Annotated in this window: 18 protein-coding genes; 6 read left to right on the plus strand and 12 right to left on the minus strand. The window is 63.3% G+C overall.

Annotated elements, in window-relative coordinates:
* Positions 1 to 67: 67 nt before the first annotated feature.
* Genes NO357_RS10385 through NO357_RS10395 form a run of 3 tightly spaced genes read left to right on the plus strand, consistent with a single transcriptional unit; the run spans position 68 to position 2,352 of the window.
* Positions 68 to 727, plus strand: coding sequence for a Tim44/TimA family putative adaptor protein (locus NO357_RS10385; RefSeq protein WP_306735604.1), 660 nt, complete (start codon positions 68 to 70; stop codon positions 725 to 727).
* Entirely contained in the window at positions 724 to 1,761 is a 1,038-nt protein-coding gene (gene mltA, locus NO357_RS10390) for a murein transglycosylase A (protein WP_376744368.1), read from the plus strand. Before NO357_RS10385 ends, mltA begins: the two co-directional genes overlap by 4 nt.
* Before the next feature lie 12 nt (positions 1,762 to 1,773).
* Entirely contained in the window at positions 1,774 to 2,352 is a 579-nt protein-coding gene (locus NO357_RS10395) for a Smr/MutS family protein (RefSeq protein WP_306735606.1), read from the plus strand.
* Here NO357_RS10395 and NO357_RS10400 read toward each other — a convergent pair.
* Genes NO357_RS10400 through hslV form a run of 4 tightly spaced genes read right to left on the minus strand, consistent with a single transcriptional unit; the run spans position 2,335 to position 5,759 of the window.
* On the minus strand, positions 2,335 to 3,558 hold the full coding sequence (locus NO357_RS10400; protein ID WP_306735607.1) for an MFS transporter: 1,224 nt from the start codon (positions 3,556 to 3,558) through the stop codon (positions 2,335 to 2,337). The two genes, NO357_RS10395 and NO357_RS10400, sit on opposite strands and share 18 nt — an antisense overlap.
* A gap of 42 nt (positions 3,559 to 3,600) precedes the next feature.
* Entirely contained in the window at positions 3,601 to 3,885 is a 285-nt protein-coding gene (locus tag NO357_RS10405; protein WP_306735608.1) for a hypothetical protein, read from the minus strand.
* Between the two features lie 9 nt (positions 3,886 to 3,894).
* Positions 3,895 to 5,205, minus strand: a complete 1,311-nt coding sequence (gene hslU / locus NO357_RS10410; protein ID WP_306735609.1) for an ATP-dependent protease ATPase subunit HslU — start codon at positions 5,203 to 5,205, stop codon at positions 3,895 to 3,897.
* Complete coding sequence (gene hslV, locus NO357_RS10415) at positions 5,202 to 5,759, minus strand: ATP-dependent protease subunit HslV (protein ID WP_306735610.1); 558 nt, start codon at positions 5,757 to 5,759, stop codon at positions 5,202 to 5,204. Before hslV ends, hslU begins: the two co-directional genes overlap by 4 nt.
* A 99-nt stretch (positions 5,760 to 5,858) precedes the next feature.
* Here hslV and NO357_RS10420 point away from each other — a divergent pair, with 99 nt between their 5' ends.
* On the plus strand, positions 5,859 to 6,764 hold the full coding sequence (locus NO357_RS10420) for a hypothetical protein (RefSeq protein ID WP_306735611.1): 906 nt from the start codon (positions 5,859 to 5,861) through the stop codon (positions 6,762 to 6,764).
* 54 nt (positions 6,765 to 6,818) lie between these two features.
* On the opposite strand, the gene trxA is transcribed toward NO357_RS10420, so the two are convergent.
* The 8 genes from trxA to regB form a co-directional block, all read right to left on the minus strand.
* Positions 6,819 to 7,139, minus strand: a complete 321-nt coding sequence (gene trxA, locus NO357_RS10425; protein WP_306735612.1) for a thioredoxin — start codon at positions 7,137 to 7,139, stop codon at positions 6,819 to 6,821.
* A 42-nt stretch (positions 7,140 to 7,181) separates the two neighbouring features.
* Complete coding sequence (gene addA, locus NO357_RS10430) at positions 7,182 to 10,595, minus strand: double-strand break repair helicase AddA (protein ID WP_306735613.1); 3,414 nt, start codon at positions 10,593 to 10,595, stop codon at positions 7,182 to 7,184.
* A complete protein-coding gene (addB, locus tag NO357_RS10435; protein WP_306735614.1) occupies positions 10,592 to 13,516 on the minus strand; it encodes a double-strand break repair protein AddB in 2,925 nt (974 codons plus the stop codon). The genes addA and addB overlap by 4 nt, the downstream gene beginning before the upstream one ends.
* A complete protein-coding gene (locus NO357_RS10440; protein ID WP_306735615.1) occupies positions 13,509 to 14,201 on the minus strand; it encodes a nucleotidyltransferase family protein in 693 nt (230 codons plus the stop codon). The genes addB and NO357_RS10440 overlap by 8 nt, the downstream gene beginning before the upstream one ends.
* Positions 14,177 to 15,199 carry an aminoglycoside phosphotransferase family protein gene (locus NO357_RS10445; protein ID WP_306735616.1) on the minus strand — a complete coding sequence of 341 codons (1,023 nt, stop codon included), beginning with the start codon at positions 15,197 to 15,199 and terminating at the stop codon, positions 14,177 to 14,179. Before NO357_RS10445 ends, NO357_RS10440 begins: the two co-directional genes overlap by 25 nt.
* A complete protein-coding gene (gene tsaE, locus NO357_RS10450; protein ID WP_306735617.1) occupies positions 15,186 to 15,668 on the minus strand; it encodes a tRNA (adenosine(37)-N6)-threonylcarbamoyltransferase complex ATPase subunit type 1 TsaE in 483 nt (160 codons plus the stop codon). The genes NO357_RS10445 and tsaE overlap by 14 nt, the downstream gene beginning before the upstream one ends.
* A gap of 57 nt (positions 15,669 to 15,725) precedes the next feature.
* Positions 15,726 to 17,258 (minus strand): PAS-domain containing protein, encoded by a 1,533-nt coding sequence (locus tag NO357_RS10455; protein ID WP_306735618.1) that lies wholly within the window; start codon positions 17,256 to 17,258, stop codon positions 15,726 to 15,728.
* Positions 17,259 to 17,447: 189 nt separating this feature from the next.
* Positions 17,448 to 18,839 (minus strand): sensor histidine kinase RegB, encoded by a 1,392-nt coding sequence (gene regB, locus NO357_RS10460; protein ID WP_306735619.1) that lies wholly within the window; start codon positions 18,837 to 18,839, stop codon positions 17,448 to 17,450.
* Between the two features lie 96 nt (positions 18,840 to 18,935).
* Between regB and NO357_RS10465 the strand changes: the two genes are divergently transcribed.
* Positions 18,936 to 19,613 carry an SCO family protein gene (locus NO357_RS10465; RefSeq protein ID WP_376744369.1) on the plus strand — a complete coding sequence of 226 codons (678 nt, stop codon included), beginning with the start codon at positions 18,936 to 18,938 and terminating at the stop codon, positions 19,611 to 19,613.
* Between the two features lie 94 nt (positions 19,614 to 19,707).
* Positions 19,708 to 20,244 (plus strand): ActR/PrrA/RegA family redox response regulator transcription factor, encoded by a 537-nt coding sequence (locus tag NO357_RS10470; RefSeq protein ID WP_376744377.1) that lies wholly within the window; start codon positions 19,708 to 19,710, stop codon positions 20,242 to 20,244.
* The last annotated feature ends 25 nt before the right edge of the window (positions 20,245 to 20,269 follow it).

Below are 20,269 nucleotides of genomic sequence, written 5' to 3' on the forward strand. Positions count from 1 at the left end.
TACATAAGTGCAGGTCAAGCCCGTTTCCATGCGCCGCAAACGACGCGCACGCCGCGAAGAGGAAAACATGAACTCGCCCATCATCCAACTTCTGGTTCTGGCCGGAATTGCCGTGTTCCTGATTCTGCGCCTCAGGAGTGTTCTTGGCACCCGCGACGGTTTCGAAACACCGCCCGCACCACGTCCGGTCGAACGTAGCGGCCCGAGCCGTGACTTCGAGGTTATCGAGGGCGGTCCCGACCACGACATTACCGATCACGTCGACGAGGGCAGCCCGGCGGCTGAAGCGCTGGCGAAGATGAAGCGGGCCGAATCCAGCTTCAACGTGGCCCAATTCCTGCAGGGGGCCCGTGGTGCCTATGAGATGATCCTGATGGGGTTCGAACGCGGCGATCTCGCCGCGATCAAGCCGTTCCTGGCCGAAGAGGTTTACGAGGCCTTCGCGTCGGTCGTCGAAGCGCGCGAGAAGGAAGGCCTTCAGATCGAGGCTGATTTCGTAGGTGTGCGCGAAACCTCTCTGGCGGATGCCCAGTTTGATGACGCTACAAAAACGGCCGAAGTGTCGGTACGCTTCGTGGGCGAACTGACCTCGGTTGTGCGCAACAAGGCCGGTGAGATCGTCGAAGGCGAGGCAGGCAAGATCAAGCGCCAGAAAGACATCTGGACGTTCGAGCGTGTGATGGGCTCGGATGATCCGAACTGGCTACTTGTCGCTACGGGCGAATGACGCGGATCCTTCGGGCGCTGGCCATTGCGGGGCTTATCATGACCAGCAAAGCCGCCGCGTCCGAAGTTGAATACAGCATTCTTGAATTCAGTGATCTGAACGGCTGGGAGCAGGATGACCACGCCGCAGCGCTCGGCGTTTTCCTGAATACCTGCCAGGACATGGACGATGCCGATTGGCGTGCGCTTTGCGCGCTGGCCGGCGACCAGACGGATGCCAAGGCATTTTTCGAGCTGTTCTTCCGGCCGGTTCTGATCGAGGACGGCGATGATGCGCTGTTCACCGGCTATTTTGAACCCGAGCTTGACGGTGATCTCTATCCTTCGACCCGTTTCCGTTATCCCCTCTACCGTATGCCGCCCGAAGCGCGGGCGGCGCGGCAATGGCTCACCCGGCGCGAGATCGAAACCGGAGAAGTGATGCAGGGTCGCGGACTCGAGATTGCGTGGGTCGACGACCCGGTCGAGCTGTTCTTCCTTCAGATCCAGGGCTCCGGACGGATTCGCTTGCCCGACGGCCGGCACATCCGGGTGGGCTATGCCGGGGCGAATGGACACGAGTACCGCTCGATCGGGGTCGAACTGGTGCGGCGCGGGATCTACAAGGCGCACCAGGTTTCGGCGCAGGTGATCAAGAACTGGGTGCGCCGGAATCCTTTTGAAGGGTCAGAGCTTTTACACCACAATCCGTCCTATGTCTTTTTCCGCAAAGTCACCAACGTCTCGCCGGAAGACGGCCCACGCGGCGCGATGAACCGCTCGATCACCGCGCTGCGCTCGATCGCCGTGGACAAGCGTTTCGTGCCGTTGGGCGCACCGGTCTGGATCGAAAAAGGCGGTGCGGCGCCGATGCGCCGGCTGATGATCGCGCAGGACACCGGCTCGGCGATCAAGGGCGCGCAGCGCGCCGATATCTACTTCGGCACCGGCGATGCGGCCGGGCGTGCCGCCGGCCGTTTGCGTGATCCCGGTCGGATACTGGTCCTGATGCCGATCCAGCGTGCCTATGCGATGTTGCCGGTCGACGCGTATTGAGAGGGACGGGCTATGACACGGCGACGGCTGTCCCCGGACGAGGTTGAGCTTTGGCGGAAGGTGACCAGAACTGCTGACCGGCTGCATCACGACGGTAAGCCGCACGAGGCGCCGTTGCCCAAACCGGCACCAAAGAAACGCCCCGCCATCGAGTTGCACCCGTTTGATATGGGCCAGAAGCCGGCGTCACCGCCTGCGCACGATCTGAGCCCGACGCCGTCGGAACGTCTGGCGCGGGCGCCGTTGCGGATGGACCGTAAGACTCACGCCCGCATGAAGCGCGGCAAGATCGTGCCCGAGGGCAAGCTCGACCTGCACGGTATGACCATGGATCGGGCGCATCTGCGCCTCGTGGCGTTCGTTCTGAAAGCTCAGGCCGATGGCAAGCGATTGGTTCTGGTGATCACCGGCAAGGGCAAGCACCGTGATGAAGGCGGTCCAATTCCGGTGCGCTACGGCGTGCTGCGCCACCAGGTTCCGCATTGGCTGAGCGTTCCGCCGCTGGCCCAGGCGGTGCTGCAGGTGGCTGAGGCGCATCAGAGCCACGGCGGCGGTGGGGCGTATTACGTTTATCTACGCCGCAACCGGTAGGCTGGCGCGCGCCCGGCCGATTCCGATCCACATCATCGCCGTGGTGAACAGGAAATAGCCCGCCACGATCACGTATTGCACTTCGATCCCGATCCCGAGATCGATTCCGGCACCGGTGATCCCCGGCCCGATGGCCGAGCCGAGCACCATCACCGCTGCCGCCATCGCCTTGACCGATCCGATGTGCTTCGTGCCATAGAATTCGGCCCAGAAGGCATTGGGGAAAGTCATCAACGCTCCGGTCGAAGCCGCCATGAAACACAGCCCCAGCAGGATACCCGGAACCGAACCGACCACGGCAAAGGACAGAAACCCGGCCACCATCGGCAGCTGGATGAACGGCATCAGCCGCGCCGAGCCAAACTGATCGAGCGCCAGCCCGGCCAGGATCATCACGCCGATGGACATGGCCGTGTAGAACGGGAACAACGCGACCAGGGCAATATGATCGATGCCTTTCACCTCGGCGAAATGAACCTGGTGGAAGAAGAACGCAGTGTTGAACGCCGCCGGACCGAGAAGCGCGGGCACCATGAACCAGAAAAGATAGTGTTTCAGCGCCTGGTTCCGGGTCCAATGGCGGCCCTGCATGCCCAGTGTCGCCTCGGATCTGGCGAAACTTTGCGGGGTGCGTTCGTGTCGGAGTAAGCCCAGCAGAACCGGAATCCCCAAAACCGCGACACAAGCCGCGGCGATCCAAAGCACGCGCCAGTCGTAGAGCGCCAGGAGCGACACGAACAGAACCGGCATCAAGGCTTCGCCCGCCGAAAAGCCGAGCGTAGCCACCGAAAGCGCCCGTCCACGTGTCGCGATGAACCAGCGCGACATCGCGACCACCGCAATGTGGCTGGTCATGCCCTGGCCGGTGAAACGCAGCGCGAAGATCACCAGCGGCAGGGCCCAGGCGGCGGTGTTGAAAGTCATGAACAGGCAGGCGCCGGCCAGCAGGATCAGGACTCCGGCGCCCAGCACCCGCACCCGGAAATGATCGGTCAGCCCGCCGGCCCAGACCATGACAAAAGCCGAGGCGCCGGTGCCCAGCGTATAGATTCCACCCCATTGCCCGTGGGTCAGACCAAACTCGGTCCGAATTTCGCCGGCGAAAATCGAGATGAAAAACGTCTGGCCAAAGCTGGACAGGAAGGTCAGCAACATCCCGGCCGCCAGCCACGGGGCGTTGTCTCGGATGAAGCGCAGGGTTCCCATGCGTCCTCTGTTCCGGTTTTCAACCGCGAAGGAAAGCGGAAATCAGCGATCCTGCCAGCGGCGATAGCGGATCACGAGCTCGGATTCGCAAATCTTGAACAGGATGAAGAAGAACAGCGCGACCACACCGTAGATCAGCAATTGCAGAAACTGCAAAAGCCCGCCCACCTCGATGGCCAGCCAGCCATGTTCGCGCAGAAACCGCAGGTTGGCCATGCTCATTTGCAGAAGGTTATAGGTGAAAAACCCGACGATGACGATCGACACACCGGCCAGCGCAAACACCAGGATGCCGGGCCACGACGAGATTCTCAGAACACGCTTCATCGCGCATGTTCATAGCACGTAACGACTGAGATCGGTGGATTTCATCAGTTCGCCCAGGTTCTTGTCGACGAAGGCCCCGTCGACGATAATCTGCTCGCCAGACCGATCGGGCGCGGTGAAGCTAAGTTCTTCGAAGACCCGTTCCATCACGGTGTAGAGCCGCCGCGCACCGATGTTCTCGATGCTCTGGTTCACCTCGGCCGCGATCTTGGCCAATGCCGCGATGCCATCATCCGTGAAGTCGACGTTGACCGACTCCGTGGCCATCAGCGCCGTGTATTGCCGGGTGAGGGCGTTATCTGTCTCGGTCAGGATACGGACGAAATCTTCTTCGGTCAGCGCCCGCAGCTCGACCCGGATCGGCAGCCGGCCCTGCAATTCCGGTAGCAGGTCTGACGGCTTTGCAATGTGGAACGCGCCCGAGGCAATGAACAGAATATGGTCAGTCTTCACGGGGCCGTATTTCGTCGAGACAGTTGTGCCTTCGATCAGCGGCAGAAGATCGCGCTGGACGCCTTCGCGGCTGACGTCGCCGCCGCGGGCTTCCTGCCGCGCCGCGACCTTGTCGATCTCGTCGAGAAAGACGATGCCGTTCTGTTCGACCGCCTCCAGCGCCGCCTTGTTCACGGTTTCGTCGTCCAGCAGCTTGTCGGCTTCTTCCGATATCAGCAGGTCATAGCTTTCGGACACTGACATCTTGCGCCGTGTCGTTCGCCCCCCAAAGGCTTTGCCGAAGATATCGCCCAGATTCATCATCCCCATCTGGCTGCCGGGTTGGCCGGGAATGTCGAACATTCCACCCATCGGGTTGGAATTGTCAGCGACGTCAAGCTCGATCACCGTGTCATCGAGCTCGCCCGACTTCAGCTTCTTGCGGAACATCTCGAGCGTGCCCTCGCGGGCGTCTTCCCCTGCAATCGCCCGCAGCACCCGATCCTCGGCGGCGCGGTGGGCTCTGGCCTTGACGTCCTCGCGCATATGCTCGCGGGTCATGGAAATCGCGGCATCAACAAGGTCACGGACGATCTGTTCGACGTCCCGGCCGACATAGCCCACTTCGGTGAACTTGGTGGCCTCGACCTTGATGAACGGCGCCCGCGCCAGCTTCGCCAGTCGGCGGGAAATCTCGGTCTTGCCGACGCCGGTGGGGCCGATCATCAGGATGTTCTTGGGATAGACCTCGTCGCGCAGGTCGTCGCCCAACTGCTTGCGCCGCCAACGGTTCCTGAGTGCCACGGCCACGGCGCGCTTGGCGTCCTTCTGGCCAATGATGAAGCGGTCCAGCTCGCTGACGATTTCGCGGGGGGTCAGGTCGGTCATTTACAGATTTTCTCCACCGTCAGGTTGCCGTTGGTGTAAACGCAAATGTCAGCGGCGATTGCCATCGCCTTTCGGGCGACCTCTTCTGCGGACATGTCGCCGTCCATCATGCCGCGCGCCGCGGCCAGCGCGTAGTTGCCGCCCGAACCGATGGCGGTCACGTCATGTTCCGGTTCTAGCACGTCCCCTGCACCGGTGATCACCAACATCTCAGCGCCGTCACTCACGATCAGCATCGCTTCGAGTTTTTGCAGGTATTTATCGGTGCGCCAGTCTTTCGCCAGTTCCACCGACGCCCGCGCCAGCTGCCCTGGGGTCGCCTCGAGTTTGGCCTCCAGCCGTTCCAGCAGGGTGAAGGCATCCGCCGTCGAGCCGGCAAAACCGGCCACGACGTCATAGCCGCCGGGGCTCAGCCGCCGCACCTTGCGCGCGGTTCCCTTGATCACGGTCTGGCCCAGGCTGACCTGTCCATCGCCGGCGATCACCACCTCGCCGGCTTTCTTGACGCCGATGATCGTGGTGCCGTGCCAGCCGGGAAAATCGCTCTCTGCCATATGAGGCCTCCTTCGTAGTCCCGGCCTATATGGCGGCGCGGGGGCGGAGGGGCAAGGGTGGGCTTGTTCGTCGGGTGGCTGCGGCCTAGCGTGTGGACCATGCAACGCCCCCGTGTGATGAGCTTCTATCTCGAGCCCGGCCTGAAACAGAGCGCCGAAGCGGGAGAGCACAATTTCCTGAACAAGGTCGCTGCCGTCGGCCGCGCCGCGGGCATAACGCTAAAATTTCGGGATGCCAAAGAGGCTGCGGTCTCGGATCCTTCCGAGGAATACGCGGTCTTGCACATGGATCCGCCGCCGCATCAGAACGCGGTCACCGTGCGGCGCGCTTATTACTATCCGTTCTGGTCGATCGAGCGCACGGCGAAGCGTTGGGACTTCGATGTTGCCAAAGCGGTTTTCGACCCTGCCGATGTGCCCGCCCGCGACGCCGCGAGCTTTGTCAATCGCTGGCGCAGGAAGTGGTTCGAAGGCTGGGCGCCTGGCCCAACCGGCCACGTCTACATTCCTTTGCAGGGACGGCTGCTCGAGCGGCGTTCGTTCCAATCCTGCACGCCGATCGAGATGATCCGCGCCGTGCTCGCCCATGATCGCGACCGACCGGTCTTCGCCTGCCTTCATCCCGGCGAGCGTTACAGCGCCGAGGATATTGCGGCGCTCGACAAGCTAGAACACCGAAACCCGCGCTTTGCCGTGCAGATGGGCGGGATGGCGACACTATTGCCGGGCTGCGATTATGTCGTGACGCAAAACTCGTCCGTGGGACTGGCCGGGTATGTCTTCGCTAAACCCCTGGTGCTGTTTGGCCGGATCGATTTTCATCACATCGCCCTCAAGCCCTATGACAGCAGCCCCGCCAAGGCGATACGGGCCGCTCCCCTCCACCACCCGGATTTCGATGCCTATGTCTGGTGGTTTCTGCAAAAGATGGCGATCAATGCGGGCCGTCCCGAGGCGGAAGAGAAGATTGCCGCCCGGCTGCGCGGCTTTGGCTGGCCGGTATAACGACAAAGCCCTGCCGCCGGGGCAGGGCTTTCCGTCAACCTTGTGCGAACAGGCTCAGATCGCGCTTTCGATCCAGCTTTGCAGTTGTGCCTTGGGCCGAGCGCCGGCAGTGTTGGCCACCACTTCACCATTTTTGAAGATGAACAGCGCCGGGATGCCGCGCACGCCCAGTTGCGCCGGCGACATCGGGTTTTCATCGACATTTACCTTGGCGATTTTGATCTTGCCGCCCATCTCGACCGCCAGCTCTTCCAGAGCCGGGCCGATCATCTTGCAGGGGCCGCACCATTCGGCCCAGAAATCCACCACGACGGGGATATCGGAATTCTTCACTTCGGCGTCGAAGGTGGCGTCTGTGACAGCAACGGTTGCCATGTCATTCTCCTGAGAAAGGGGTTTCGAGCATTGGGGGCGAACCTAGGTCTCCGTTGCCAGAGCGTCAAGCATCTGGGTGGAGCGCAAGGCCTGCATCACCAGATCGTGTGGCAGATGCATGAGGCTCGCGGTTCGGGTCCAAAGCAGCGCAACCCGGATGGTTTTTCCGGGGAACACCTGCGACAGTGCCCCGGCGTAAGCGCCCATTTGCCGCAGCAGTCCGTCAGGGCAGGCCTCCGGCGTTTCCGGCACGACGGCGTTGGTCTTGAAATCCACCGCCAGAACTTCGTCACCCCGGATCACAAGCCGGTCGATGACGCCGTGAATGCGGCGGCCGCCGAGATCGGGCAGGGCGGCACTCACCGGAACCTCTGCCAAAGCATCTGGGGCGAAGAGCGACGAAAGCCCGGGTTGGCGCAACACGGTTTGCACTTCTTCGAGAAGCGCCAGCAAGTCGTCGCCGTGGGCCGCATCCGGCCCTTCTGCAAGAAGCCGGGCCGCCAGATCGGCCCAGTCTTGCGGCGGATGCGCAGGCAGGATTTCGAGCATGAGATGCAGCTGCCGCCCGTATCGCAGCGCCGCCTCTTCATCGAGCCCGGCCTCTCCGGGCAGGGCTTTGGCGCCGCCCAGATCCGACGGTGACAGGGTCTTCGGCCGCAGTTCGACAGACGGGGCCGGTCGCGTGACCCAGTCCGGTAACGCGACGCTGACGGGGACCGGCTCCTCGCTGGAAACCGGCTCTAACCCAGCCCAATTGCCGTGATCCAGCCGCAAACCTGGGCCTTGGGCAAAGTCACGTGGCTCGGCGCTTTGAGCCACCATTGCGGCGGCGATTTTCTGATACCAGCTCTCACCGTCGTCGCCGACATCACCCGCCGCGGCCACGATCAACCATGTTTCGGCCCGCGTCATCGCTACGTAAAGCAGCCGCTCGCGCTCCTCGGCTTCGCGTGCCTTGCGCGCTTCGATCAGCCGGGCAAGCTCGGGCGGGGTGTCGTCACCGGGTGGCCGCCAGAAGACATGGTCGCCCTGCAGCAGCGCGTCGCGGATGCGAATGTCACGCTTCGCGGTGTCGGGCAGGATCACGATCGGAGCCTCCAGCCCCTTGGCGCCGTGCACCGTCATCACCCGGATCTGGCGGCCGGCGCTTTCCATCTGTCGCTTGATCTCGACTTCGTCGGTTTCCAGCCAGACCAGGAACCCAGTCAGCGAGGGCACCGAGGCGTGCTCGTAGGCCAGCGCCTGCGCCAGCAGCGCATCGATGCCGTCCTCGGCTTCGCGTCCCAACCGTTCCAGCAGCTTCCGCCGGCCGTCGTGCCGGGTGAGGATACGCTCGATCAGGTCAAAGGGTCGTAGGAAGTCGGTTGCGGAACGCAGATCGTCGAGTACCGCCAGGGTGGCGGGATGCTGGCCGGCGGCGGCGCGTAGGGATTCCCAGAGGTATCCCTTGCGCCCGTGCGCCAGGGTGAACAATTGCTGCTCGGTCCAGCCGAAAAGCGGCGACTTCAACACCGTGGCCAGCGACAGGTCGTCTTCGGGCGTCGACAGGAACTGCAGCAGCGCAGCGATGTCGCGCACGGCCAATTCCCCACCAATCCGCAACCGGTCGGCCCCGGCTATCGGCAGGCCGCGCGCCTTGCATTCGCGAATGATCGCGTGAAACAGCTCGGAGCGGCGTTGCACCAGGATCAGGAAATCTCCGGCATGCACCGGGCGCAGCGCAAACGCGCCATTTCGACCCTGTTTCACCGGAATCCGGTCCTGTCTGATCATCGCGGCGATCTCTGACGCGATCTGCCGGGCGAGGATCGACACCGGCTCATCCGGGCCCAGCATGTCGACCGGATCATGCCAGTCCTTTTTCTCGGGCTTCTCGGTTTTCTCGACCACCGGCCAGAGATCGACCCGTCCCGGCATGGCATCGAAAAAGGCCTTGTGGGTCTGATCGGCGGCAAAACCCGCGTTGGTTCGGTCTTCGAAGGTTTTGTCGACCAGCATCAGGATCGCGGCGGCCGAGCGGAAAGAGTATTTCAGAACCGCGGTTTTCAACGGCCGACCGGTTTCCCGAAGCCGCGCGGTGAACTCCGCCTGCATCCGGTCAAACTCGCGCGGGTCGGCGCCCTGGAAGGAATAAATCGATTGCTTCTTGTCCCCGACCACGAAAATGGTGCGCAGCACCTCCGCCCGGGCACCGATCCCGGCGGTAAACTCCTGGGCCAGCCGCTCGATCACGTTCCACTGCGCCGGCGAAGTGTCCTGCGCCTCGTCGACCAGGATATGGTCGATCCCGCCATCCAGCCGGTAAAGCACCCAGGCAGCGACGCGCGGGTCGTTCAGGAGCAACCGTGTGCGCTGGATCAGATCATCGAAATCGAGCCAGCCGCGTGCCTGCTTCCGCGCCGCAAAACGGCGCAGAAAAACCCGGGCAAAGCGGTGCAGCGCCAGGCTCTGTCGCGCCGCGGCCAGGGCGATCCGCTTGCCGCGCGCAGTTTCGACCCGCTGCATCAGGGCATTCAGTTGGTCTACCGCCGGGCCGAGACTGTCGCGGCTGTTCTTGGTCGGGAAAGAGCCTGTCTTGGCTGAAAACGGGATTTTTGCCTTGGCGCCCGTCAGGAAAACGGACTCAAGGATCGGTAGAGCTTCAAGATTGAACGAGCCGATCTGATCGAGCTTTTCGGCGGCTTTCACATCGTTCGTCGAGCCGGCCCGCAGCACCGGCATCAGCGCAGCCAGGATCTCTGGCTCGTCACCGGTGAAAACCTCTGCCTGCAGCGCCGCCTCGTCGAAATCCGGGGCCAGCCCGACAGACACCAGCAGCGTATCGAAGCTGACATCCTCGGCAAATGCCTCGGCACGGCCGCAGATTTCGGCGGTGAGCTGGTCGAGCCCGTCATCCCCGCCGAGATAGGCGGCGATACCTGCGACCAGCGGGCGGTCCTCGCCTTCCGCCATGGTCTCGAGAATATCCTGCCGCAACAGGGCGGCGGCGCGATCGTCCATTTCGGTGAAACGCGGTGAAACCTGCGCCTCGAGCGGGAAGCGTCGCAGGACCGATGAACAGAAGGCGTGAATCGTCTGGATTTTCAGCCCGCCCGGCGTCTCGATGGCGCGGGCGAACAGCCGCCTGGCATCGGCGAGTTTTTCCGGCGAAACCGTCTCGGTGACACCGAGATCACGCAATTGCTTCTGCAGGCCCTTATCCGGCAGCATCGCCCATTCCCCAAGCCGTGCAAACAGCCGGTTCTGCATTTCCGACGCGGCGGCCTTGGTATAGGTCAAGCAGAGAATGTGCTGCGGATTTACCTTGTCCAGCAGCAGTCGGGCGACGCGGTCGGTCAGCACCCGCGTCTTGCCGGACCCGGCATTGGCCGACAGCCAGGTCGAGCGGTCCGGCCGGGCGGCATAGATCTGGGCGCGGGTGGCGTCATCGTAAGGAATTGCGTTCGCTGAGGTCATGTCAAATCCTCCGCCACCGGTTCCTGCGTGATGTCCCACTCCCCGAACCGGGCCAACTGATCATAGTCGCCGCTTTCCCTCGCTTCGAACATCGCGCGGCGTGACAGAAAGCCCTGATCGGGAGACAGGTAGCTGGCGATCAGGGCGCGGAATTCAGCCCAGACCTTCTCGGGCGGCTCCTCGCCGATCGGCGCGGGCACCTCGCCGGGTCGGGTGCCCAGCCCAATATAGCAGGCAGTTTCGACCGGCGCCGGTTCAAGGCCCGAGAAACCACCGTTTTCGGCAATAACAGTCTCTAACAAGAGCTGCTTGTCGAAATGTGTCTGGCGGTCTTTCGACGGCGGCGCGCCGGTCTTGTAGTCGTAGATCCGCAAGCCGCCGGTGGCACCGCGATCGATCCGGTCCGCCTGGCAGGTCAGGGCGAATTCTGGCGCCGTCATAGGGAGTGCGCCGTCTCGTTCGAACGCGACCGGATCACCGGTTTCGCGTCTGCGACGTTCGTCGCTCAGGAAGGCGTCCGCCACGCGCTCGAGCCGTGCCAGCCACATCAGCCGGGCCGCCGGCCAGGGAACCTTGGCCTCGAGCACCGCGCGCGCGGTGTCGATCAACCGATCGCGGGAAAGCGGCGCGCCGGCGACGCTGTCCTTGATGAACCGTTCCATCACGTCATGGGTGACGATCCCCCGCACCAATGCATCCGGTGTGCGCATCAGCGGCTCGAGCGGGCGCAGCTTCAGGACATGACGGGCATAGATCGCATAGGGATCACGAATCAGGCGTTGGATTTCGGTGACGGACAGCTTCCTTGGCCGGGCCGCCACCGGTGGGCGCGGCGCCGGGCGCGGCACGGCGCGTGCCTCGGCGGTGTCTTCCGTTGCCGCGGCCAGCGCCAGCCAGTGCCGCCCGCGGTCTCGCATCGCCTCAAGCGCCGCTGCACCGCCTTGTTTGGGCAGTCCGGCGAGAAGGTTTGTCAGTCGGTTCAGCCAGCGTGAGGCCACGGTTTCCGCCTCGTCGGATCTGGTTGCGCGTGTCAGCCACACTTCTTGCGCAGCCACGGCCTGCTGGAAATCGTGGGCTGACAGCCCGATTCGGCGCTCGGGCAGGAGCAGACCCGCCTCGAGACGCATTTTGCGGTTCAGCCAGGGATCGGGGCTGGGCGCTTCGGGCCAGTTACCGTCATTCAGACCGGCAAGGATCAGCAGGTCGGCGCCCTGCACCCGCGCCTCGAGCGTGCCCCAGATCAGGATGTCGGGATGTGGTGTCTCGACCTCGCGCACTTCGCCGCCGGACAGCACTGCGCCGAACAGGTCGGCATAGTCATAAGCCGACAGCGCCCCACCGGCCGGAGCGGCCTCGAGTAGAGCGTCGATCAGATGTTTCGCCGCCTGGCCGTCGGCTTGGGCCCAGAGGTGAGCCTCGACCGAGCTGTCACTGCCTTGGACAGCCAGCATGGTGAGGTTGAGATGCGCCTCGAGCCGGGTGGTGAAAGCCAGATCGCCCGGAAGCTCGCGGCCGGTGAAGGTATCCGCCACCCAGCTGGCCCAGTCCTCCGCACCCTGCGCCGCGCCCCAGGCGCGCACAGCCCTCGCGTCCGGATAGGGTGGTCCCTTACGCCGCAGATGCAGTTCGAATTCGCGCGTCAACCGGAGATGATCGCCTCGCCCGGCGGCGGAATGGGTCAGCGGATGCTTCAGGATGGTGAGCAGGCTCTCGGCCGTCAGCCGCTCCTCGAACAGAACCGCCACATGGCGCATCAGCCGACCGATGGGCGACAGTTGCAGCGGTTCCCCGGCGCTGTCATCGGGCTTGATACTCCAGCGGTCGAGCGCCGCGGTGACCCGACGCGTCAGCATGCGATCGGGCGTGATCAGAGCCGCTTTCTGCCCATCCTCGGCCGCCTGGCGTAGCCGCAGCGCGATCGCCAGCGCCTCTTCCCGGGCGCCGGGCGCCTCTACCAGCGTGACGCCGCGCGTGGCGGTGTCGAGACCTTTCAGCATCGGGCCGTCGCGCAGCCACTGGTCGGTCACCGGGGCCGGCCGCAGCGCCAGCGAGATCAGACGGTTGCGGGCCGGGCAGGGTGGTGGCGCCGCGCTCCAGGGCCGGATGTCGACAGGCGCGAGATCCAGGCCACGCATCAGGGTCCGGAAGCGGTATTGTGGGTGGTCTTCGGCAAGCGCGGCGTCGTCGAGTTCGGCCCAAAGCGCCTCGGGCATGTCGAAGTCGAACCCTGGCAGCACCAGCGCCCCTTGCGGTAATTTCGCAACGGCCTGCATCAGAAGCTGCGTCGTGCCGCGCGATCCGGTCGATCCGGCCACGATCACCGGATGCGTGGGCGGGAATGTTTTCCATTTCTGCGCCAGGTGTTCGACGATCCGTCGCTGCCGCGCCTCGGGATCGGGCGCCGCATGGCTGGCGTCGCAATATTGCTGAACAATCGACAGGAAGGCGGTTGTCCGTGCCCAGTGACCCGACTGATCCTCGGTTTCAAGCTCTGCGATCCGGTCAGGCGGGACACTCTCGCCCTGCATCTCGGCCAGCAGCGCCGCAAGGCTGTCGGCCAGATCGTAGAGCGCCGAACGTGGCGCGAAATCGGGCGCGGCATCAAGAAATCGGGCCACCAGCTGTACCAGTTCCAGCCGTCGCTGCAGCGGCGACACAGCAGGTGGAATCCGATCCAGTGCGACATCTTCGCCGAGATCAGTGACGAGTCGAATGCGCGGCAAAAGCGTTGCCGGTCCCGCATCGAACAGCGCGCGGATACGGCGTGCCATGCGGCGGGTGTTAACGATCAATTCGACTCGCGCCAGAGCGAGCGGCCCGTTGTCGCTGGTTCGTGTCGTCAGCCCGTCCACCAATGCGTGCGGAAAATCGACCCCCGGCGCCAGGGCGAAAACCCGGGCTTTGTCCTGCGGCTCAAACATCGCCCCGCTCCAATAGGCGCTCGGCCAGCGCAATGCCGTCTGGCCGACCGACATCACACCAGCGCCCCGGATATTCCAGCCCGAAGAGTCGCCCGGCATCGTGCATCAGGTTCCAGAGCAGGTTCAGGGAAAAAGCGCTTTTCCCAATCTCGTGCAGCGCGTCGGTCTTGATGATCTGAACGCCGCCATAGACGTGGCCCGGCCCGCGGCTCAGGCGGCCGGCCTTGTCCAGCAGGAAATCGCCCGCGCCGGCATGACCGAAGGCGTTGCCTTGTGGGACGCACATCAGAAGCGCATCCATGATATCCGGGTTCCACGCCCCGCGCAGCAATTCCAGTGGATTTGGCCCGCGCCAGATCGCATCGGTGTTCATGGTGAAAACCGGTCCCTCGCCCAACAACGGCAACGCGCGCCGCAGCCCGCCGCCGGTTTCGAGTATTTCCGGCTCTTCCAGCGAGAGGGCGACGCCGCGCGGTTCGAGATGGGCGATCAGCGGCTCGGGTAAATAATGGAGATTGGCCACGATGCGGGACAACTGCAACGGCTCCACCAGTTCGAGAGCGTGATCGATCAGTGGTCGCCCCGCAATTTCGATCATTGGCTTCGGCCGCTCAGCGGTGAGCGACCCCATCCGCGTGCCGAACCCGGCCGCAAACAGCATCAGAGCGTCTGGATGGTTCCGCATCTTTTCTTCAGCCATCTGAGAAGGTCAGGGTTCGGGGCGGGTAGGGAGTTTTGCAGCAGCGGCGCCACCGCGGTCAGTGCCGGATGGTCGAGATCACGCATAAGCAGACCCCAGACCCGCGGGATCAGATCAACGTAATGTGCCTTGCCGTCGCGCAGACAAAGCCGGGCGAACACCCCGATGATCCGGAGGTTCCGTTGCGCGCCCAGAAGATGGTAGGCAGCGTCGAAAACGTCTCTGTTAAGGCCTGATATGGCGAGATACCGAGCGATCATCCCGGCTTCGATCTCTCGCGGTACGTCACGGCGGGCGTCCTGGAGAAGCGATACCAGATCATAGGCCGGATGCCCGGTCATCGCGTCCTGGAAATCCAGCAACCCGACCCGCGCCGGGCCTTTGCGGTCGGGCAGCCAAATCAGGTTCTCGGCGTGATAGTCACGCTGGATCAGAACCGATTGCTCGCCGGCGCTCTTTTCCAGAAGCGGCAGGAAGGCGGCAGTGAATGCTGCGCGCGCTGTCGCGTTCGGCCTGTCGCCATGGGTGCCGTACCAGTCGAACGCAAGGGCGGCCATATCGGTCATGAGCGGCGGTGCGTAGGCCGTCAGGTCTTGCGGCAATGGCGCGCGATGCAGCGACAGGAGAACATCCACCGCCGCCTCGTAAAGCGGCCGCTCCAGTGTCGGGTCATCTCGGATCACCCGCGCAAAAAGACCGTCGCCGAGGTCTTCCAGCAGCAGGAACCCCTGCGCCTCGTCCTGCGCCAGAATACGGGGGGCAGACAGACCCAACGACGTCAGGTGCGTGGCAATACGCACGAAAGGCCGGACGTCTTCGCCTTTGTCCGGCGGCGCGTCCATCAGAACAGCCGATCCAAGCCTCGGATGCGACAGCCGCTCGTAGCGGCGGTTCGAGGCATCGCCGGCCAGCGGTGCGCGGGCGGCCGCGGCCCAGCCGTTCGCCTCGAGAAACATTCGGGCCAACCCGTCACGCGGCGACATCGGCAAGCCCCTCCAGCCGTGCGGCCCAATCCGGATCGGTCCAGCTGACATCCAGCTCGCGACTGTCTTCGGCCTCTGTCAGGGAAAAGCTCAGTGATAACGCGCTGTGCGGCGCCAGATCGCCCAGCCGGTCGGGCCATTCGATCAGGCAGATTGCGGATTCGAAAGCCTCGACCAGGCCCAGTTCGATCACTTCGTCAGGGTGGCTCAGCCGGTAGAGATCGCTGTGCCAAAGCTCGCCTTTCTCTGTGTCATAGACCTGCACCAGCGTGAAGGTCGGCGAAGGCACATCTTCGGGTACCGTCTGCAATGACTGGATCAGCGCGCGCGCGAAATGCGTCTTTCCGGCGCCGATTCCGCCAGACAGCAAGATCACATCACCCGGCCGCAACAGCGACCCGATCCGCACGGCCAGCCGTGCGGTCAGTTCGGGCGAGGGCAGGGTCAGGTGAAACGGGGCAACCGGCATGGCGCGAGATTACCCGCCCTGCCCCGCGCTGCAAGCCCGATCGCCCGGCGCGCAGCCTCAGGTGCTGTCGTCACCGGCCGTGGTCTTGGCCGGCTCGAGAACCGGCCGCAGACGGAACCCGACCAGCGTCGCACCGCCTGAAATCGGGGCCACGCGACATTCCAGGCTGTCGCCCGAATTCATTGTGACGTCAGAGAACCATTCCGACCGGTCATTCGGGTTGCCGAAATAGTCACGCAACCTTTCCCAGAAAGGCCCTCCTGCGGCAAGGGTCTGCCATTGCCGCAGGGCATCGCGGATTGTGAACTCGGCAAAACTCGTATCCGGGTCGACGTACCAGAGGGCGCGAAACGCCTCGTTCGACATGGTCAAAACGCCGGTGTCGGAAAAAACTGCGATCGCCTCGTCCAGCGTGTCGATCACCGACTGCCCCAGATTCAGTTGCGAGCGGAACCGCCGGGTGAGCGACACTTCTGCCGAGATGTCCTCGAACAGAAGTGCGATGGCACCATCAGGATGAGGCCGCCCGGTGACGCGGTAGGTCAGGCCCGAAGGCAGGGTCCAGGTCTCGTGATAGCGCCCGTCGACCGAGGCAATCACCAGATCGGTGATCTGATGCCGCCAGTTGGCATAATCTTTGGGTTCGGGCATCATCCGGTTGTTGCGCAGGGTATCGAAAAAGGTCAGCAGTGTCGGACGGGCCGACAGAAAGTCGGCGGGCAGCGCCAGCAGGTCGACCAACGCCGGGTTGAACAAAGCGAGTTGGCGCTCGCGGTCGAAAATCGCGAGTCCGGTGGAAAGCTGGGCAAAGGTCTTGGTCAGGGTCTGTACGAACTTGCGCTGGGCGACCTCGGCTTCGATCAGGGCGTCGATATCGATGGCGAACCCAAGGGTATGACCGTTGCCGGTCCACGACCTGGTGATGCTGAACCAATGCGATCGTCCGCTGCTGCGGTCCTGTAACATCCGGCGTTCGTTTTTGCTGCCTTCTTCCGCGTCGATAAGCAAATCGAAATCAGGAAGGACCGCGTCTTTCGCCGGGCAACCGGCCCGCTCCGCCAGGTCGAAATAAGCTTTGTTGCCCCAGTCGATCCGTCCCTTGTCCGATTGTGACCAGACCGGAATTGGGAACATGTTGGCCATCATTTCGACGTGGGTGAGCCGTTCGAGATGATGGATACGCAGATGCCGGTCGGCCGAGGTCGGATGTACCGGATCGAACAGCTCGACCCGCAATTTGCCCCTTACCGGTTCCAGCAACAGATGCGCCGGATCTTCGGAATCTCTTGCCTGCAGCCTCGCCGGGGCCAGTTTAAAGGCTTCTTCTGCGGTGTTCGGAAGATCGGGAAACCGCTGGGCAAACCCGCGCCAGATCGAATACCAGTCACGCGCCTTCCTTGTGCTGGTTTCGCTGAGTACCTGATTGCCCGCAGCAGTGGCATGGGCGATGTCATCACCGTCGAGCAGAAAGCACAGGGCACTTTCCGGACGGGTGTCGCGGTGGGTGCCGCGACCGCCGAGTCGCGAAAACAGCATCAACGCCAAAAGTGCCGTTGTCAGACACAGCGCCGCCATTGCGGCGAAGCTCATCAATCCCATCCCCATCCTCTTTTGTCCCCAACACGCGCGTCGGACCCGTGTTGAAGGTGTCGGGAAAGGGTTAACAACCGGTAAACGGTCCGGGGTGCCCAGGTTTTTCCGGAGTTTTCTTTGAACGTCCAGGCGTCGTGGTCCGACACGGGCTGGATCCCTCGATGTCGGTGGACACCGGCCTGAAGGTCAGGTTTCGAACGGCTTGTTCTGGCCCAGCGGCATGGCGCCTTCGCCGAAACGCGCGTCGATTTTAGCAATCGGCCAGCTAACCACGACCAAGGCGCCGCACCGCTCGGTGCACAGGGCATCGGCATTCTGCATATCGGCGCCATTGGCGAAGGTCAGATCGGCGCCCGTGCGTTCCAGCAGGGTCTTGGCGATGAACAACCCGAGACCCATGCCCTCGTATGCCGGCCGTGCCGCCCGGTCCCGCTTGCTGCGGCGCATGAACGGATCGCCGATACGTCCGATCAGTTGTGTCGGATAGCCAGGGCCGTCGTCCTGGATGCGCACGGTGATCTTGCCTTTGGACCAGTCGGTGCCGACCCAGACATTTGCGTCGGCGAAGTCCACCGCGTTCTGGATCAGGTTGCGCAGCCCGTGCACGATCTCCGGCCGTCGCGCGATCATCGGCTGGGGCAGCTCGGTGCCCAGATGCGACATGGTTTCGAAATGGATTGTCTTGCCGCGGTCCATATGCGGTGCGGCGGCCTCTTCCACTACCGTGATCAGCGGTGCCTTGTGCATGTAAAGGTCGTCTTTTCCGGCCTGGCCCATCGAGCGCAGGATATCGCGGCAACGATCGGTTTCCTGGTTGATCAGAGCCGCATCTTCCAGAAGATCCGGCTGATCGGCCAGGTCTTCCATCAGTTCCGACGAGGTCAGCTTGATGGTCGCCAGCGGGGTCCCGAGCTCATGCGCCGCGGCCGCCACCACCCCGCTCAGGTCCGACAATTTCTGTTCGCGGGCCAGGGCCATTTGAGTCGCCTGCAGCGCTTCGGACATCGAATAGATTTCCGACGAAATCCACCGGGCATAGACCGCCAGGAACACCACCGCGATCACGATGGCCGCCCAGTTGCCGAAGACGAACAGTTCGCCGATCTGCAGGATGAAGCCTTCGGCAGTCCTTAGCGGTAGATGGAAGGTGGACAGAAGCGACACGATCAGGATCGCCGTTGCCCCCAGGAATACGGTGCTGCGAGTCGACAGAGCCGCGGCCGAGACGGTGACCGGCCCAACGATCAGAAGCGCGAACGGGTTGTTGAGGCCCCCGGACAGGTAGAGCAGCGCCGAAAGCTGCAGCAGGTCGAACAGAACCATCAGCAGGTTTTCGCGCTCCGAGAGCCGCTTGTTTTCGGGAAAGATGAACATCGCCACCAGGTTGGCGATCGCCGCTAGCCCGATCACAAGATAAAACAGACCGACCTCGAGATGCAGGCGGTAGTAGTGCTGCGCCACCATCAGCGCCGCGAACTGGCCGATAATCGCCGCCCAGCGCAGCCAGATCACGGTGCGCAGCCTGATCCAGTTACCGCGCTGCCGCTCTCCGATGAGGCTCATTGCCGCGTCTGCCATCTGCGCGCCTTCGTCCAATTGCATCCCGTCCCACGATTGATAGATGTGACGCGAGGCCCGATCAATGGCAGGTTCAGCCCGCGAAAGGAGAATGCAGTGACGAAATACTATGCCTGGGGCGCCGTCGTTGCCGTTGTCCTGCTAATCGTGGCGATGGTGACGCTCACCATGGGCGGCTGGGGTCCGGATGACAAATATGCCCAATGCCGCACGACCCAGGCCGCCGGCGGCGTCGGATCGATCGGTGGGCCGTTCACCCTTGTCGATTTCAACGGCAAGACCGTGTCCAGCGAAGAGGTGATCGACCAGCCGTCGCTGCTTTATTTCGGCTACACCTTCTGCCCGGATGTCTGTCCGCTCGACAATTCGCGCAACGCCGAGGCGGTCGGGATTCTCGATCAACGCGGCAAGACGATCAAACCGATCTTCATCTCGGTCGATCCGGACCGCGATACGCCCGAGATGCTGCGCAGTTTCACGGAAACCCTGGATTCGATCATCGATGGCGTGGATTCCGTCTCAGGCAACCTGGAAACGCCGCGCTATCTTGGCCTGACCGGCAGCCACGAACAGGTGGCCGCGGCCAGCCAGGCCTATCGTACCTACTACAAGAAGCAGGAGCCTGAAGAGGGCGACGAGGAATATTACCTGATCGACCATTCCACGTGGAGCTATCTTGTCTTTCCCGGTGAAGGGTTGGTCGGTCTTTTCAGGCGTGACGAGACACCGGAACAGACGGCCGACCGGATCGGATGTTTCCTCGACGCGCGCTGAGTGTGCGCTTTGTTTGACGCAAGCCCAGACGCGGGATAAAACCGCTGGAAAGGATTGCGCGAACGGAGAGGAGTCCGGTTTGTCCGAAGAGCTCATGGAAATCGGTGAGGATAATTCGCTTCTCATCGTCGATGATGACGAGCCTTTCCTGCGTCGCTTGGCAAAAGCCATGGAAAAACGCGGGTTCGAAGTGGAAACCGCAAGCTCGGTTGCTGCCGGCAAGGCCATCGCGACTGCCCGGCCCCCGGCTTACGCGGTTTGCGACCTGCGGCTTGAGGATGGCAACGGGCTCGACGTGGTCGAAGTGCTGCGCGAGAAGCGCCCTGACTGCCGGGTCGTCGTGCTGACAGGCTATGGCGCCATCGCCACCGCTGTCGCGGCGGTGAAAATTGGGGCGACCGACTATCTTTCGAAACCCGCCGATGCCAAGGACATCACGAATGCCCTGTTGGCAGGTGAAAACGAGTTGCCACCGCCGCCGGAAAACCCAATGAGCGCCGATCGTGTGCGCTGGGAGCATATCCAGCGGGTTTACGAGCTGTGCGACCGCAACGTGTCCGAGACAGCGCGGCGGCTCAACATGCATCGCCGGACACTGCAACGGATCTTGGCCAAACGCAGCCCGCGTTAGCGGCCGGGTACCATCCCGCGACCGG

This window comes from Marimonas arenosa (assembly GCF_030848945.1).
Classification (GTDB): Bacteria; Pseudomonadota; Alphaproteobacteria; order Rhodobacterales; family Rhodobacteraceae; genus Marimonas; species Marimonas arenosa.

Coding starts and splice junctions, on each gene's coding strand:
- NO357_RS10385 (WP_306735604.1), top strand. CDS start 68: ATGAACTCGCCCATCATCCAACTTCTGGTTCTGGCCGGAATTGCCGTG.
- mltA (WP_376744368.1), top strand. CDS start 724: ATGACGCGGATCCTTCGGGCGCTGGCCATTGCGGGGCTTATCATGACC.
- NO357_RS10395 (WP_306735606.1), top strand. CDS start 1,774: ATGACACGGCGACGGCTGTCCCCGGACGAGGTTGAGCTTTGGCGGAAG.
- NO357_RS10400 (WP_306735607.1), bottom strand. CDS start 3,558: ATGGGAACCCTGCGCTTCATCCGAGACAACGCCCCGTGGCTGGCGGCC.
- NO357_RS10405 (WP_306735608.1), bottom strand. CDS start 3,885: ATGAAGCGTGTTCTGAGAATCTCGTCGTGGCCCGGCATCCTGGTGTTT.
- hslU (WP_306735609.1), bottom strand. CDS start 5,205: ATGACCGACCTGACCCCCCGCGAAATCGTCAGCGAGCTGGACCGCTTC.
- hslV (WP_306735610.1), bottom strand. CDS start 5,759: ATGGCAGAGAGCGATTTTCCCGGCTGGCACGGCACCACGATCATCGGC.
- NO357_RS10420 (WP_306735611.1), top strand. CDS start 5,859: ATGCAACGCCCCCGTGTGATGAGCTTCTATCTCGAGCCCGGCCTGAAA.
- trxA (WP_306735612.1), bottom strand. CDS start 7,139: ATGGCAACCGTTGCTGTCACAGACGCCACCTTCGACGCCGAAGTGAAG.
- addA (WP_306735613.1), bottom strand. CDS start 10,595: ATGACCTCAGCGAACGCAATTCCTTACGATGACGCCACCCGCGCCCAG.
- addB (WP_306735614.1), bottom strand. CDS start 13,516: ATGTTTGAGCCGCAGGACAAAGCCCGGGTTTTCGCCCTGGCGCCGGGG.
- NO357_RS10440 (WP_306735615.1), bottom strand. CDS start 14,201: ATGCGGAACCATCCAGACGCTCTGATGCTGTTTGCGGCCGGGTTCGGC.
- NO357_RS10445 (WP_306735616.1), bottom strand. CDS start 15,199: ATGTCGCCGCGTGACGGGTTGGCCCGAATGTTTCTCGAGGCGAACGGC.
- tsaE (WP_306735617.1), bottom strand. CDS start 15,668: ATGCCGGTTGCCCCGTTTCACCTGACCCTGCCCTCGCCCGAACTGACC.
- NO357_RS10455 (WP_306735618.1), bottom strand. CDS start 17,258: ATGAGCTTCGCCGCAATGGCGGCGCTGTGTCTGACAACGGCACTTTTG.
- regB (WP_306735619.1), bottom strand. CDS start 18,839: ATGGCAGACGCGGCAATGAGCCTCATCGGAGAGCGGCAGCGCGGTAAC.
- NO357_RS10470 (WP_376744377.1), top strand. CDS start 19,708: ATGGAAATCGGTGAGGATAATTCGCTTCTCATCGTCGATGATGACGAG.